This window comes from Streptomyces atroolivaceus, assembly GCF_000717025.1.
Classification (GTDB): Bacteria; Actinomycetota; Actinomycetes; order Streptomycetales; family Streptomycetaceae; genus Streptomyces; species Streptomyces atroolivaceus.
In genome coordinates, this window is the sequence record NZ_JNXG01000015.1 from 175,249 (window position 1) to 189,207 (window position 13,959).

Annotated in this window: 11 protein-coding genes; 5 read left to right on the forward strand and 6 right to left on the reverse strand. The window is 71.3% G+C overall.

The window, feature by feature from the left end:
• Window positions 1–22 precede the first annotated feature (22 nt).
• From OO67_RS25680 to OO67_RS25690, 3 genes are all read right to left on the reverse strand, one after another.
• Window positions 23–1,363 (reverse strand): M20/M25/M40 family metallo-hydrolase, encoded by a 1,341-nt coding sequence (locus OO67_RS25680; protein WP_033303815.1) that lies wholly within the window; start codon window positions 1,361–1,363, stop codon window positions 23–25.
• Window positions 1,356–2,189 carry a M55 family metallopeptidase gene (locus tag OO67_RS25685; protein ID WP_033303818.1) on the reverse strand — a complete coding sequence of 278 codons (834 nt, stop codon included), beginning with the start codon at window positions 2,187–2,189 and terminating at the stop codon, window positions 1,356–1,358. Before OO67_RS25685 ends, OO67_RS25680 begins: the two co-directional genes overlap by 8 nt.
• A gap of 201 nt (window positions 2,190–2,390) precedes the next feature.
• The gene (locus OO67_RS25690; RefSeq protein ID WP_033303819.1) at window positions 2,391–3,392 is read right to left on the reverse strand and encodes an aldo/keto reductase; all 1,002 of its coding nucleotides are present in this window, start codon (window positions 3,390–3,392) and stop codon (window positions 2,391–2,393) included.
• Between the two features lie 125 nt (window positions 3,393–3,517).
• On the opposite strand from OO67_RS25690, the gene OO67_RS25695 reads away from it, so the two are divergent.
• Window positions 3,518–4,411 (forward strand): LysR family transcriptional regulator, encoded by an 894-nt coding sequence (locus OO67_RS25695; RefSeq protein ID WP_033303820.1) that lies wholly within the window; start codon window positions 3,518–3,520, stop codon window positions 4,409–4,411.
• Window positions 4,412–4,435: 24 nt separating this feature from the next.
• On the opposite strand, the gene OO67_RS25700 is transcribed toward OO67_RS25695, so the two are convergent.
• Window positions 4,436–5,440: a chitinase gene (locus OO67_RS25700; RefSeq protein WP_033303821.1), complete on the reverse strand. Its 1,005-nt coding sequence runs from the start codon at window positions 5,438–5,440 to the stop codon at window positions 4,436–4,438.
• 292 nt (window positions 5,441–5,732) lie between these two features.
• On the opposite strand from OO67_RS25700, the gene OO67_RS25705 reads away from it, so the two are divergent.
• The 3 genes from OO67_RS25705 to OO67_RS25715 are packed head-to-tail and all read left to right on the forward strand — an operon-like array spanning window position 5,733 to window position 9,480.
• Window positions 5,733–6,188 carry a hypothetical protein gene (locus tag OO67_RS25705; RefSeq protein ID WP_033303822.1) on the forward strand — a complete coding sequence of 152 codons (456 nt, stop codon included), beginning with the start codon at window positions 5,733–5,735 and terminating at the stop codon, window positions 6,186–6,188.
• The gene (locus tag OO67_RS25710; RefSeq protein WP_033303823.1) at window positions 6,188–8,407 is read left to right on the forward strand and encodes a bifunctional polysaccharide deacetylase/glycosyltransferase family 2 protein; all 2,220 of its coding nucleotides are present in this window, start codon (window positions 6,188–6,190) and stop codon (window positions 8,405–8,407) included. Before OO67_RS25705 ends, OO67_RS25710 begins: the two co-directional genes overlap by 1 nt.
• The gene (locus OO67_RS25715; protein WP_033303827.1) at window positions 8,407–9,480 is read left to right on the forward strand and encodes an acyltransferase family protein; all 1,074 of its coding nucleotides are present in this window, start codon (window positions 8,407–8,409) and stop codon (window positions 9,478–9,480) included. The genes OO67_RS25710 and OO67_RS25715 overlap by 1 nt, the downstream gene beginning before the upstream one ends.
• A 56-nt stretch (window positions 9,481–9,536) precedes the next feature.
• Here OO67_RS25715 and OO67_RS25720 read toward each other — a convergent pair whose 3' ends face one another.
• Together OO67_RS25720 and OO67_RS25725 are read right to left on the reverse strand one after the other, a co-directional pair.
• Window positions 9,537–12,095, reverse strand: coding sequence for an MFS transporter (locus tag OO67_RS25720; RefSeq protein WP_033303829.1), 2,559 nt, complete (start codon window positions 12,093–12,095; stop codon window positions 9,537–9,539).
• A 200-nt stretch (window positions 12,096–12,295) separates the two neighbouring features.
• On the reverse strand, window positions 12,296–12,739 hold the full coding sequence (locus OO67_RS25725) for an SRPBCC family protein (RefSeq protein ID WP_033303830.1): 444 nt from the start codon (window positions 12,737–12,739) through the stop codon (window positions 12,296–12,298).
• A 149-nt stretch (window positions 12,740–12,888) separates the two neighbouring features.
• Here OO67_RS25725 and OO67_RS25730 point away from each other — a divergent pair, with 149 nt between their 5' ends.
• Window positions 12,889–13,932, forward strand: a complete 1,044-nt coding sequence (locus OO67_RS25730) for an Rv2578c family radical SAM protein (protein ID WP_033303831.1) — start codon at window positions 12,889–12,891, stop codon at window positions 13,930–13,932.
• Window positions 13,933–13,959: the final 27 nt, after the last annotated feature.

Consider the following 13,959-nt stretch of genomic DNA (forward strand, 5'->3'; position numbering starts at 1 on the left):
TCGGTCAGGCGGTGCGGTTTCGTCAGGCGGTGCGCAGGAAGTGGTCCAGGACCCGGACGCCGAAGTGCAGGGCGTCGACGGGGACCCGCTCGTCGACGCCGTGGAACAGCGCCTGGTAGTCGAAGCCCGCGGGCAGCTTCAGCGGGGAGTAGCCGTAGCCGGTGATGCCGAGGCGGGAGAACTGCTTGGCATCCGTGCCGCCCGACATGCAGTAGGGAACGACATGCGCGTCCGGGTCGAACATCTCGATCGCCGCGCGCATCTTCGCGTAGGTCGGCGAGTCGACCGGGGCTTCGAGTGCCACCTCACGGTGGTCGAACTCCCAGTCGACGCCGGGGCCGGTCAGACGGTCCAGGGTCTCGCGGAACTCCTGCTCCCCGCCGGGCACCATGCGTCCGTCGATCCGGGCGGTCGCGTGTCCGGGGATCACGTTGACCTTGTAACCGGCGTCCAGCATCGTCGGGTTGGCGCTGTTGCGCACGGTCGGCTCGATCAGGGCGGCGGCCGGGCCGAGCTTGCCGAGGATCTCGTCCACGTCGAATCCGGGGCTGTCGGGGTCGATGTCGATGTGGTGGAGTGCGGCGATCTCGGTGAGCGCGGCCCGCACCGTCGGGGTGAGCCTCACCGGCCACTCGTACGCGCCGATCCGGGCGACGGCGGCGGCGAGCCTGCTGACGGCGTTGGCCCTGTTGACCTTGGAGCCGTGGCCGGCCTTGCCCTCGGCGGTCAGCTTCAGCCATCCGGTCCCGCGTTCGCCCGCGGCGACGGGGTAGAGCGACATGCCCGGCCCAGCGTGGAAGGTGAAGGCCCCGGACTCGCTGATGCCCTCCGTGCAGCCCTCGAAGAGCCCGGGGTGCCGGTCCGCGAGGAAACCCGCGCCGTCGTGCGCGCTGGCCTCCTCGTCTGCCGTGTAGGCGATGACGATGTCGCGGCGCGGGCGTACGCCCGCACGCGCCCAGGCCCGGACGACGGCGAGGACCATCGCGTCCATGTTCTTCATGTCGATGGCACCGCGGCCCCACACGACGCCGTCGCGGACCTCCCCGGAGAACGGGTGCACGGACCAGTCGGCGGCCACGGCGGGCACGACGTCGAGGTGACCGTGCACGAGGAGGGCCTCGGCGGAGGGGTCGGTCCCCTCGATCCGTGCGACGACGTTCGTCCGTCCGGGCGTGCGCTCCAGGAGGGCGGGCTCCAGTCCGGCGGCGGCCAGCCGCTCGGCGACGTACTCGGCGGCCGGGCGTTCCCGGCAGGTGCCGTCGCCGTGGTTGGTCGTGTCGATCCGGATCAGCTCGGAGGTGAACGTCACCGATTCCTCGAGCGCGCGCTCGTCGACCGGTCCGGGGTTGCTCGCCTCAGCCATACTGTTCCTCCACGGCGGCCGACACGATCGTCGTCACCGCCTTGAACGTGCGAATACCTTCGTACATCGTCCCGCTGGTGTAGGCGACGCGCCGCTCGCCGCTCGTCGCCACGCCGGGTACGACGGTCGCGGCGGCGGCGAGATGCTCGGCGTCGAACTCCAGCTCCACCGTGTACGAACCGCTCGTCACGGGTGCGTGGCGCACGGCGAGTGCCGTCGCCCCGGCCGCCGCCGCCCGGATGTCCGCGGCGGTCCGGGTGGGGGTGCGGCACACGGCGGCGTACCGCGAGACATGGTCCTTGACCGCGACCGTACGCGCCTCTGGGGCGTAGCCGCCTGCGTCCTTGCAGGTCAGGTCGTCGCCGGTGACCAGGATGACGGGGACGCCGTACTCCGCCGCGACATGGGCGTTCAGCAGGCCCTCACTGGCACGGACCCCGTTCAGCCAGACCCCGGTGATGGAGTTGGCGAGGTAGGTGTGGGCGAGCACGCCCTCCGTGCCGGCGCCCGTGTGATAGCCGACGAACGCCACCGCGTCGACGTCACCGTGCTGGATGCCCTCCACCATGGAGAGGGACTTGTGCTTGCCGGTGAGCATCTGGACGCGCTCGTCGAGCCGTTCCAGGAGCAGATTGCGCATGCTCCAGTGGGCCTCGTTGACGAGCACCTCGTCGGCGCCCCCGTCGAAGAAGCCGAGGGCCGCGGCGTTCACGTCGGAGGTGAAGAGCGAACGGCACCGCTCCCACTGCGGGGTGCCGGGCAGCACGTCGGCCGGCCAGGTCACTCCGGTGGCGCCCTCCATGTCGGCGCTGACGAGGATCTTCACGTACGCGGTCCTGTCGCTGGTCGGTCGCTCCCCGTGCCGTCCCCGGGAAGAGGATCTTCGTGCCGCATCACGGTACGCGCCGGGACAGCGCCGGACCAGAGCTCCGGTGATCTGTCACTGGTCCAGTCCGGTGAAGCCGTCCGCCACCCGGGTGCCGGACGGCGGACGGCACCCGGGTGGCCGGCGGCCACGGCCTGAGGGTCAGGCGCGGCCGGTGCCCTCGACCAGCTCGGCGATCCGGGCGAGTTCGTCCTCGCCGAACTCCAGGCCCCGCACGGCCTCGACGCTGTTCTCCAGCTGGGCGACACTGCTCGCGCCCACGACGGCCGAGGTGACCCGGCCGCCGCGCAGGACCCAGGCGAGCGCCATCTGGGCGAGGGACTGTCCGCGCTCCCGCGCCAGGTCGTTCAGCGCGCCCAGCCGGCTCACCAGGTCGGGGGTGACGGCCTCGGCCGAGAGGAACGGGCTGGTTCCCGCCGCACGAGACCCCTCCGGGATGCCGTGCAGATAGCGGTCGGAGAGGATGCCCTGCTCCAGCGGGGAGTACGCGATGGAACCGGTACCCAGCTCGTCCAGGACGTCCAGCAGCCCGTCCTCGACCCAGCGGTCCAGCATGGAGTAGCGCGGCTGGTGGATGAGGAGGGGGGTGCCCAGGCCGTTCAGGATGCGGGCGGCCTCGCGGGTCTGCTCGGCGGAGTAGTTGGAGACGCCGGCGTACAGCGCCTTGCCCTGGCGCACCGCCGTGTCGAGAGCGCCCATCGTCTCCTCGAGCGGGGTGTCGGGGTCGAAGCGGTGGGAGTAGAAGATGTCGACGTAGTCGAGGCCGAGCCGGGTCAGGCTCTGGTCCAGCGAGGAGCGCAGGTTCTTGCGGGACCCCCACTCCCCGTACGGGCCCTCCCACATGTGGTAGCCCGCCTTCGTGGAGATCACGATCTCGTCCCTGAGACCGGCGAAGTCCGTCTTCAGGGCGCGGCCCATGGCGATCTCGGCGGAGCCGGGCGGCGGGCCGTAGTTGTTGGCGAGGTCGAAGTGGGTGATACCGAGGTCGAAGGCCCTGCGCAGGATCTCGCCCTGGCTCTCGGGGGTCCGGTCGCCTCCGAAGTTGTGCCAGAGCCCGAGCGAGAGGGCGGGGAGCAGCAGACCGCTGCGCCCGGTGCGCCGGTAGGGCATGGCGGTGTAGCGGTCGGCGGACGGAAGATACATGTCGGGCACTCCACGGGACACGGCGTAGCGCGCCAGGTCTGGTGCGCGCCCTCAAGACTGGCGGAGAACGATCCAGCGGTCCAACAGGAGATTCCGCTGGGATTCATCGCCTAGATTGCTCAATCATGGAACTGCGTCAGCTGGAGCACTTCGTCGCCGTCGCCGAGGAGCAGCACTTCACCCGGGCGGCCGAGCGGCTGGCCGTTTCCCAGTCCGGGCTGTCGGCGTCCGTCCGGGCTCTGGAGCACGAGCTGAGGACACCGCTGTTCAGCCGTACGACACGCACGGTCCGGCTCACCGAGGCGGGGGCGGCCCTCCTGGTGGAGGCGGAACGCACACTGGCGGGCGCCAGGGCCGCCCGGGACGCCGTCGACGCCGTACGAGGGCTGCTGCGCGGCACGCTGACGCTGGGAGTCGAACAGTGCGTGGCCGGAGTCAGCACGGCGCGGCTGCTCGCCGCCTTCCACCGGGAACATCCGCACATGGAGATCAGGCTCCGGCAGGAGGGCACGTCCAGCCTGCTGGAGGGGGTGGCCGGCGGCCGGCTGGACCTGGCGTTCGCGGCGACCGTCAGTCCGCCGGAGTGGCGGGGCGAACTCGTGCCGCTGGCACGGGAACCCATGGTCGTGCTGTGCTCCCCCGGCCACCGGCTCGCCCGGGAGGGCACACGGGTGGCGTGGGGAGAGCTGCACGGCGAGTCGTTCATCGACTTCCACCCGGACTGGGGGCCGAGGCGCGCGGCGGACGAGGCGTTCGCCACCGCGGGGGCCCGCCGCACGGTGGCGCTGGAGGTCAACGACGTGCACAGCCTGCTGGAGCTGGTGCACGAGGGCCTCGGGGTCGCGGTCGTTCCGCACCACTTCTCCCGTAAACCGGAGGCACGGGACCTCGTGGTGGTGGAGCTCGACGGAGCGCACCGGCCGGTCTACGAGAGCGTCGTGGTCCTCCCTCCGGCCCGAGCCATGAGCCCCGGCGCGAAGGCGCTGATGACCCTGGTCAGGGAAGCTCCTCTGCGCTGAACCGGACCGGTCGTCAGGCCGCCCTCAGCCGCTCAGCGCTTCGGCGAACGCGCCCGCCTCCTGGTCGACTCCGCTGCAGGTGTCCGACGCCGTCTTCGTCTCCTCGTCCGGGGCGCACGCCTGATCGCGGAAGGCCGCCCACAGGGAGAGCGCGCCGACTCCCTGACGCGTGGCGAAGGAGCGCAGGGACGTGGCGTCGTCGAGGGTGAACGTCTCGCCCTCGACGTCGTTGACCCCGATCATCACGGTGATGTGCAGCGCCTTCCACGCCGCGTCCCGCGACAGCCCGAGCACGTCCACGAGCTGGTCGTGGGCCGCGGCGGCGGCCTGCTCCGCGTAGTCGCCCATGTCGCCGTCGTGGGAGGTGCTGTAGTTCATCGCCATGATGTTGACCGCCGAGACGTCGACCCCCTGCTCCGCCGCGTCCTCGACGACGGCGAGCCCGGTGTCCTCGAGCCCGTCGGGCATGACGGGCAGCGTGTAGGTGACGTCGAGGTCGCGCCTCTCCTGCAGCAGGGCGAGCGCCTCGTTGCGCCGTGTGACGGAGGCGGTGTCCGTGAGCGCGTCACCCTCGATGTCGAAGTCGGCCTTCGTGGCGCCGACCGCGTCGAGCACCTCCGCGTAGGCGTCGGCCAGTTCCTCCGCGCTGTCGCACGCCAGCGCCGCCTCGGTGCCCGCGGCGCCGCCGAAGGAGACCCGGATGTCCGCCCCGGTCCCGGTGAGCGCGTCGGCACGGGCCGCCACCGCGTCACTGGTCGCCGCCGTGGTGCCGCCCCAGAGAGGCGTGCAGTCCGATGTGCCGGACGTGACGAAAGCCAGGTTGTACGTGCCGGGGGACCCCGCGCCGTCGGTGTCGGCGGCGGTCGTGGCGCTCACGTACGGGGTGTAGTGGGTCTGCCCGGCCGCGGGCGGCGGCGGTGCGGAACCCTTCGCCTGATCGGCCACGCCGCCCGTCGAGCAGGCCGAACAGGCGAGGCTCAGCGCGATCAGCCCTGCGAGGGCTGAGGAAACCCGTGTGCGCCTTTGCATGACGTATGTGCACCTGCTCTCGGAAGGTCGCCCGGAACGACAGCCGGTGCTGCCGGGGCACCACGAACCTCTCACAGCACGGGGCCGCCCGAAGCCACAGCAAACTCATGGGAAGGGACTCGGAGCGGCCACGGAAGCGGCCAACTCCCCTGGCGGTGCGGGCCCGAACGGCGTGGGGCAGGCGTACCGTGCCCGGCGCACTCTCAGTGGCCCGACAGGTTCGGGCCCGTTTCACAGCGGACGGCCAGGAAAGCTCCAGAGTTCGCACAAGAAGCTTCGCCACCATGCGCACATGCAATCCGACCCCGTCATCGAGAAAGCCCCGGCGCCACGCGGTCGGCGCCGGGCACACGCCGGCCCGGCCCGCTCGGCCGAGCGCCGCCGTTCGGCCGGACAGCCCCAGGAGGGGCCCGTCTTCGTGGACAGTTCCGGGCGCCGGGCCAGGCTGCTGCGCCGCGCCGGCATGCTGCTGGGCACCGTCTGTGTGGGTTACGCCGCCGTGCTGGGCCTCGCCTTCATGGGAGGTGTCTCCCTCACCCCCTCCCAGCTGCTGCCCTTCGACGGCGCACCGGCCGCGGAGGCCGGCCCGGGTGGCCGGACGCAGCCCGGGTACGGCCCGCCGCCGGGTGGCACCGCACCGCCGAGCGGCGCGCCGACGCCGCCGTCGCCGTCAGGCGGGGCGACACCGTCCGGCCCGGCGGCGGCATCGGACTCGGCATCGGCATCGGACTCGGGCGGGGCGAACTGATGGCCGCTTCGCGCCGTAGGCACGCCACGCCGGGCAGGATCGGCCGCGTAGGGCGTCAGGCAGTCCCCCGGCCCCGCGTGATCATGGCTCTGCTGCTGTTGCTGGGGCTCGTCTGCATGATGCTGCTGGACGGCTATCTGCGCGCCGAGGTCGGTAACGACCAGCGGGTGCGCTCCGACGCCTCCGCGGACACGGTGCCCGGCGATGTGCTGGAGGGCGGGCCCATCCTGAGCTTCCCCGGCGGCACCGCCCGCACCCGGTCCGTGCCGGACAGGACCATCGTGCTGACCTTCGACGACGGACCCGATCCCGAGTGGAGCGGGAAGGTGATGGACGTCCTCGCCGAGAACGACGTACCGGGCACCTTCTTCCTCGTCGGCTCGATGATCTCGCGCTATCCGGACGTCGTCCGCAGGATGGTCGAGGAAGGGAACGAGGTCGGGGTCCACACCTTCACCCACGTGGACCTCTCCTACCAGAGCGAGGCCCGTGTGAAGCGGGAGATCGCCCAGACACAGCTCGCCCTGGCCGGTGCGGCCGGTATCACGACGACACTGTTCCGTGCCCCGTACTCGTCGAAGACGGAGGCGATCGACGACTACAGCTGGCCCGTCTACAAGCGCCTCGGCGCGATGGGCTACACCAGCGTGTTCATCGACACCGACAGCGAGGACTGGCAGCAGCCGGGCGTCTCCAAGATCGTCGAGTGGGCTACGCCGAAGGACGACGAAGGCGCCTCCGTGCTCTTCCACGACGCCGGCGGCGACCGTTCCGAGACGCTGGCCGCGCTGCCGAAGTACATCGCGAAGATGAAGGCGAAGGGTTACACCTTCACCACCGTCAGCGGCGCGCAGCAGCAGGACGCGGCCGCGGACGGGGCGGCAGGGGCAGCACATCCGGGCCCCGCGCAGGGCGACCCCGAACAGGCCTCCCATCGCCCGGCGGACACCGCCGGGCGATGGGAGGGCCGCGCCCTGCTCGCCGCCGTCGCCGTCGCGGAGTGGACGGTGCCGGGGCTGGCCGTGGTGCTGGCGGTCGTGGGGGCCGCGGTCCTGGGCCGCTTCGGCATGATGCTCCTGCTCGCCCGGCGCCATCACCGGCGACGGAACCGGCGCGGATTCTCCTGGGGCCCCGAGGTGACCGGACCGGTCAGTGTCATCGTCCCCGCGTACAACGAGAAGGAGTGCATCGCCGGTACGCTCAACTCCCTTGCCGCGAGCACCCATCCGATCGAGATCGTGGTCGTCGACGACGGCTCCACGGACGGCACCGCGGAGATCGCCGAATCGCTCGGCCTGCCCGATGTGAGGGTGATCCGGCAGGAGAACGCCGGCAAGGCGGCGGCCCTCAACAACGGTGTGCGGCAGGCGCGTCACGACATCGTCGTGATGATGGACGGGGACACCGTCTTCGAGCCCGACGCGGTGCACCAGCTCGTCCAGCCGTTCGCCGACCCCGGAATCGGTGCCGTCGCGGGCAACGCGAAGGTCGGCAACCGGTCCACGATGATCGGCGCCTGGCAGCACATCGAGTACGTGATGGGCTTCAACCTGGACCGCAGGATGTACGACCTGCTGCGCTGCATGCCCACCATCCCCGGCGCCATCGGGGCATTCCGCCGCCGGGCTGTTCTGGAGGCCGGCGGGATGAGCGAGGACACACTGGCCGAGGACACCGACATCACCATCGCGCTCCATCGCGCGGGCTGGCGTGTCGTCTACGCCGAGCACGCCCGCGCCTGGACCGAAGCCCCCGCGTCACTGGGCCAGTTGTGGCGTCAGCGCTACCGCTGGAGCTACGGCACCATGCAGGCGCTCTGGAAGCACCGCCGGTCCGTCACCGACCGGGGGCCCTCCGGGCGCTTCGGCCGGGTCGGCATGCCGCTCGTCGTCCTCTTCCAGATCGTCACCCCCGTCTTCGCGCCGCTCATCGACGTCTTCACCGTCTACGCGATGGTCTTCGTGGACTTCCGCGCCTCTCTGCTCGCCTGGCTGGCCGTCCTCGCCGTGCAGCTCTTCTGTGCGGCGTACGCCTTCCGTCTCGACCGGGAGAAGTACCGGTATCTGCTGATGCTGCCCCTCCAGCAGCTCGCGTACCGGCAGTTGATGTACCTCGTGCTGATCCACTCCTGCGTCACGGCGGCGACCGGCGGGCGGCTGCGCTGGCAGAAGCTGAAGCGCACCGGTGAGGTGGGCGCGCCTCACGTGGGGGCCTCGTAGTGGCGGGTTCGCACCGCAGGACGGCGCCCGCGCCCGCCCCTGCTGCCGGCGCGGGCACCGGCCGCGACCGGTCCTTCGATGTGCTGCGGGCGGTGGCGCTCGTCCGGGTGGTGACGTACCACACCTTCGAGTGGCCCTGGCTGGGGTTCGTCTTCCCGTCCATGGGCGTGATGTTCGCGCTCGCCGGATCGCTCATGGCCCGCTCCCTCGAACGGCCGGCTTCGAGGGTCATCCGCAGCAGGCTGCGGAGGCTGCTGGTCCCGGTGTGGCTGTTCGGCCTGGTACTCGGCGTCGCGATGCTGCTGCACGGCTGGGTTCCGGGGCCGGACGTGCTGCTCTGGGTGCTGCCGGTCGGTGATCCGCCCGGTGACGCGTGGGGCGAGCAGGCGTGGGCGGTGCTCTGGTACCTGCGCGCTTATCTGTGGTTCGTGCTGCTCTCGCCCCTGCTGCTGCGTCTCTTCAGGCTTTCCCCGCTCCCCGTGCTCGCCCTGTCCCTGGTGCCGGTGGTGGTGCTGGAGACGGTGTCCGGGGTGCCGGACGGCCGGCTGGGCGGCGCGATCGGTGACGCGTCGGTGTTCCTGTTCTGCTGGCTGCTGGGCTTCGCGCACCGGGACGGTGTGCTCGACCGGCTGCGCGGCCCGGGGACGGTGGCCGTCGCCGTGCCGCTGATGGCGGCGGGTGCCTGGTGGGCGGCAGGGCATCCGGTGGAGGGTTCGTTCGACCTGGACGACATCCCGCTCGCCCAGGCGCTGTGGTCGGCGGGTTTCGTACTGGTTCTGCTCCGTTTCCGGCCCCGCTTCGACGGACTCGTCCGCCATCCGGTGGCCGACCGGGTCGTCAGGGTGTTCAACGCCCGTGCGGTGACGGTCTATCTCTGGCACGAGGTGGCGCTGATGGCCGCGGTGCCTCTGATCGATTCGCTGTGGGAGGTGCCGGCGCTGGAGCGGCACCTGCCGCTGGACAGCCCGTGGGTGCAGTTCGGGGTCGCCTGGGTGCTGATCGCGGCCGCGGTGGTGTGCTTCGGCTGGGTCGAGGACGTGGCGGCGGGACGGAAGCCCCGTCTCCTGCCGTGAAGGGGCGCGGGGGTTGTGCGGGAGGCCCGCGTGTCACCCCGCGCCCCCTGCCGCCCTCAGTCCTCGTGTCCCAGCTGGAGATCGCGTTCGGTCCTTCCCCCTCCGGGGAGTTGGAGCACGGTGGCGACCGGCGGGTAGCCGGCGGCGATCACGGTGTACTCACCCGTCGACAGGTCCACGAACCGGAACGCCCCGTCGGAACCGGTGGTGAGGGTGGCGACCACGTTGCCCGCCGCGTCCAGCAGCGTCACCCTGGCGTCCTCGACGGCCCGTCCTCCCGGGGCGCGTACGGTCCCGCGCAGCACGGCGCCGCCCGCCAGCTCGATGTCCTGTCTGGTCTCCCGGGCGGCCTGCACGCTGACCGGGAGGGCGGCGGGGCGGAAGGCCGGGGCACTGGCCGCCAGGGTGTACTCACCGGCCACCAGCTCGCTGATGACATAGGCGCCTTCACGCCCGGTGCGGGTGGTCGCGACGACTTCTCCCCGTACGTCGGTGAGCGTGACCGCCGCGTCGCGGACGGGGGCGCCGTCGGGGGTGACCACCGCGCCGGCGAGCCGCCCCGCCCCTCCCAGGACCACATCGAGTTCCACCGGCCGGTCGCCGACCGTGACGCTGACGGCCTGCGGCTGGTGCCCGCCGGCGGCGGCGATCAGCACGTAGGAACCGGCTCCGGGCGCGCTCAGCGCGTACCGCCCGTCTTCACCGCTCGCTCCCCGTCCGACCTGCCGGCCCTGTACGTCGACGAGGGTCAGGGCGGCCCGCCCCACGCTCGTACCGTCGGGATGCTGCACACGTCCGCGCACCGGGGCCCCGGAGAGAGGACCGGGCTGCGATGGCCCGGGGTCGGTGCGGGCCGCGGGGACCGTGGAGTGCGCCACGGCCGGGTCGGGGGCCGTCTGCGGGATGGGGTGGGACACCAGCGGTCTCTCCTTGAGGAAGAAGGCGAGGAACAGGCCGAGCAGGAGCACCGGCACCAGGTAGAGGAAGATCCGCGGCATCGCGTCGGCGTACGCCTGGATGTAGGCGTCGCGCAGCGCGGGCTCCATGGAGTGGACCAGCTGCGGGGTGATCGACTCCGGGTCGGGCAGGTCGGCACCGGCGGGGAGCCGCACCCCGAGCGCGTCGGAGAGCCGTCCCGCGAACAGGGTGCCGAAGATGGCGGCGCCGACACTGCCGCCGATCTGCCGGAAGTAGTTGTGGGCGCTGGTGGCGGTGCCGAGGTCCGACGGGCGTACGGAGTTCTGCACGGCCAGCACCAGGATGGACATGACGAGTCCGATCCCGATGCCCAGTACGGCCTGACAGAGGCCGTACTCCAGCGCCGAGGTGCCGGTGTCGAGGAGGGAGAGCAGCCACATGCCGGCCGCCGAGACGGCTCCGCCCACCAGCGGGTAGACGCGGTAGCGGCCGGTGCGCGAGACCAGCTGTCCTGAGACCACGGAGGCGACGACGATGCCTCCCATCATGGGCAGCATCAACAGCCCTGACTCGGTGGCGGAGACGCCCTCGACCATCTGGAGGTAGGTCGGCAGATAGCTGGCGGCACCGAAGAGCGCGACCCCGACGACCGCGCCCACCAGCGAGGTGACGTTGAAGACCGAGTCGCGGAACAGACGCAGCGGGATGATGGGTTCGGCGGCCCGGTGCTCGACGACGAGGAACAGCAGGGTCGTTCCGGCAGCGCCCGCGGCGAGTCCCAGAACGGTCCGCGAACCCCAGGCGTACTCCGTACCGCCCCAGCTGGTGAGCAGCACCAGACAGGTGGACGCGGCGGCCAGCAGCAGCGCCCCCAGCACGTCGAGGCGGGGGCGGACGGCCGGCTTGGGCAGCTTCAGGACGAGCGCGATGACGGCGAGGGTGACCAGGCCGAACGGCACGTTGATGTAGAAACACCAGCGCCAGGAGGCGTGGTCGGTGAAGAAGCCGCCGAGGAGCGGTCCGGCCACGGAGGCGAGCCCGAAGACGGCACCGATGAGGCCCATGTAGCGGCCCCGCTCCCTGGCCGGGACGATGTCGGCGATGATCGCCTGGACGCCGATCATCAGTCCGCCGCCGCCGATGCCCTGGACGGCCCGGAAGGCGATGAGTTCGTCCATGGTGCGCGACCAGCCGGCGAGGGCGGACCCGATGACGAAGACGATGATCGCGAACTGGAAGACGCCCTTGCGGCCGAAGAGGTCGCCGAGCTTCCCGTAGAGCGGCAGGCCGATCGTGGAGGCGAGCAGATAGGCGGTGACCGCCCAGGACATCTTGTCCAGGCCGTGGAGCTCGCCGACGATCTTCGGCAGGGCGGTGGCGACGATCATCTGGTCGAGCGCCGCGAGCAGCAGGGTGAGCATCAGCCCGAGGAAGACGAGCCGGACCCTGCGGGGGCTGATCTCGTCCGGCGGTGCGGCGGGTCCCGAAACGGACGGCGGCGGGGGTGACTGCGACCCCACCAGGGTGCGGGGCCCCTCCGCGGTGCCGGGCTCCTCCGCGGTGCCGGGCTCCTCCGCGGTGCGGGGCCCCTCCGCGGTGCCGGGCTCCTCCGCCGTGCCGGACTCCGCCCGGGTCCCGGGCTGCCCGTGCTCCGTGCCTCCCGGCTCGTCCTTCACCAGAGTGATCCCACCCACCATGTGGCGCTCCCCTCGTCGCAGCTGCGCCGCCCATTTCTCGCATCAGGCGGCAAGGCGGGGCAAACGCGACCGGGCGCACACGCGGCGCACACAACGGGCTTATGCGCCGGTGGGAGGCACTGCGGCGCACAACCGGCCACACCGGAAAACCACTCGTTCCGGTGAGGCCGGCCGTAGCGCCAACAGCATGGAGAGCAGGGCTACTTCTCGACCTCGGTGGCGAGGTTCTGCAGCAGTTCGTCGTAGATCCGGCCGAGCCCCTTGGGCGCGAAGGTCCTCTCGAAGAAGCCGCCGATGCCGCCGGCACCGTTCCACACGGTCGAGACGACGGCCTTGGACTTCCCCTCGCCCGCCGGGGTGACGGTCCAGGTGGTGACCATCGTGGAGTTGCGGTCCTTCTCGATCAGCTGCCCGTCGGTGGGCTCGGTGACCTCGAGCAGGCAGTCGCGGACCCGCTTGCTGGTGGCCTGGAGCTTCCAGTGGACGAGGGTGCCCTCACCGTCTCCGCCCTCACGCACCTCGTACTCACTGAAGTGCCCGGTCAGCACCTTGCCCCGGACCTCCTTGTAGTCGGCCAGCGCATCGAACACCGTCTCTGCGTCCGCCGCGATGATCCGCTCTGTCGTGGCCTCGACCTGCGCCATGCCTGCTCCTCCAGCACTCGGTTGTTCGGGGTGCTGCTGAGCCAACCACCTCGGGTACGACCCCTCAAAATCGGGCCCCGCTCCCCCGCCTCGCACGATCAAGGGAACATGTGTTCTATTCTCTGCGCAGTGCTACCGAGGAGACGTTCATGCGCTGGGACAATCTGGCAGAAAACACCACAAAGGAAGGGAACAGCGCGCTCTTCGCCGCGGACGCGGTGACGACACGCACCTTCGACACCCCCGAATTCAAGGGGATCACCTTCCACGAGATCCGGGCCCGCTCGATCGTGAACCGGGTGCCCGGGGCCTCCCGCATGCCGTTCGAATGGACCGTCAACCCGTACAGGGGCTGCTCCCACGCCTGCGTCTACTGCTTCGCCCGCAAGACCCACAGCTATCTGGATCTCGACACCGGTCTCGGTTTCGACTCCCAGATCGTCGTCAAGGTCAACGCCGCCGAACTGCTGAGCCGTCACCTGGCCTCCCGCCAGTGGCACGGCCAGCACATCGCGATGGGGACGAACGTCGACTGCTACCAGAGGGCCGAAGGCCGCTACCGGCTGATGCCCGGCGTCATCGCGGCCCTGCGCGATCACGCGAACCCCTTCTCCATCCTCACGAAGGGCACCCTGATACTGCGCGATCTCGACCTGCTGCGCCAGGCCTCCGAGGTCACCGAGGTCGGCGTGTCCGTGTCCGTCGGATTCACCGACCCCGGCCTGTGGCGCACGGTCGAGCCGGGCACCCCCTCCCCGGAGCGCCGTCTGGACGTCGTCCGCGCCATGGCGGACAACGGGATCGGCTGCGGAGTCCTGATGGCTCCGGTCATCCCCTTCCTCGGCGACCACCCCGATCAGCTGCGCGCGACGGTCCGCGCCATCGCCGCCGCCGGCGCGACCTCGGTCACACCGCTCGTCCTGCACCTGCGGCCCGGCGCCCGTGAGTGGTTCATGCGGTGGCTCGCACACCACCACCCGCACCTGGTGCGGCGGTACGAACGGATGTACGCGGACGGGGCGTACGCGCCGACCTGGTACCAACGGGGCATCACCCGCCGGGTGCACGAACTGGCGGCCGAGTTCGGCATCGGGCCCGCCGACCGGGGCCTCGCCCGTCGGACCGTCCGCGAATCCCCGACGGCCGTCACGGACGGCCACGCGCCCGGCCCCACCCAGCTGACCCTGCTCTGACCGCGGCGGTCTCCCTGCCCGAACGGG

Coding starts and splice junctions, on each gene's coding strand:
- OO67_RS25680 (WP_033303815.1), bottom strand. CDS start 1,363: ATGGCTGAGGCGAGCAACCCCGGACCGGTCGACGAGCGCGCGCTCGAG.
- OO67_RS25690 (WP_033303819.1), bottom strand. CDS start 3,392: ATGTATCTTCCGTCCGCCGACCGCTACACCGCCATGCCCTACCGGCGC.
- OO67_RS25695 (WP_033303820.1), top strand. CDS start 3,518: ATGGAACTGCGTCAGCTGGAGCACTTCGTCGCCGTCGCCGAGGAGCAG.
- OO67_RS25700 (WP_033303821.1), bottom strand. CDS start 5,440: ATGCAAAGGCGCACACGGGTTTCCTCAGCCCTCGCAGGGCTGATCGCG.
- OO67_RS25705 (WP_033303822.1), top strand. CDS start 5,733: ATGCAATCCGACCCCGTCATCGAGAAAGCCCCGGCGCCACGCGGTCGG.
- OO67_RS25710 (WP_033303823.1), top strand. CDS start 6,188: ATGGCCGCTTCGCGCCGTAGGCACGCCACGCCGGGCAGGATCGGCCGC.
- OO67_RS25720 (WP_033303829.1), bottom strand. CDS start 12,095: ATGGTGGGTGGGATCACTCTGGTGAAGGACGAGCCGGGAGGCACGGAG.
- OO67_RS25725 (WP_033303830.1), bottom strand. CDS start 12,739: ATGGCGCAGGTCGAGGCCACGACAGAGCGGATCATCGCGGCGGACGCA.
- OO67_RS25730 (WP_033303831.1), top strand. CDS start 12,889: ATGCGCTGGGACAATCTGGCAGAAAACACCACAAAGGAAGGGAACAGC.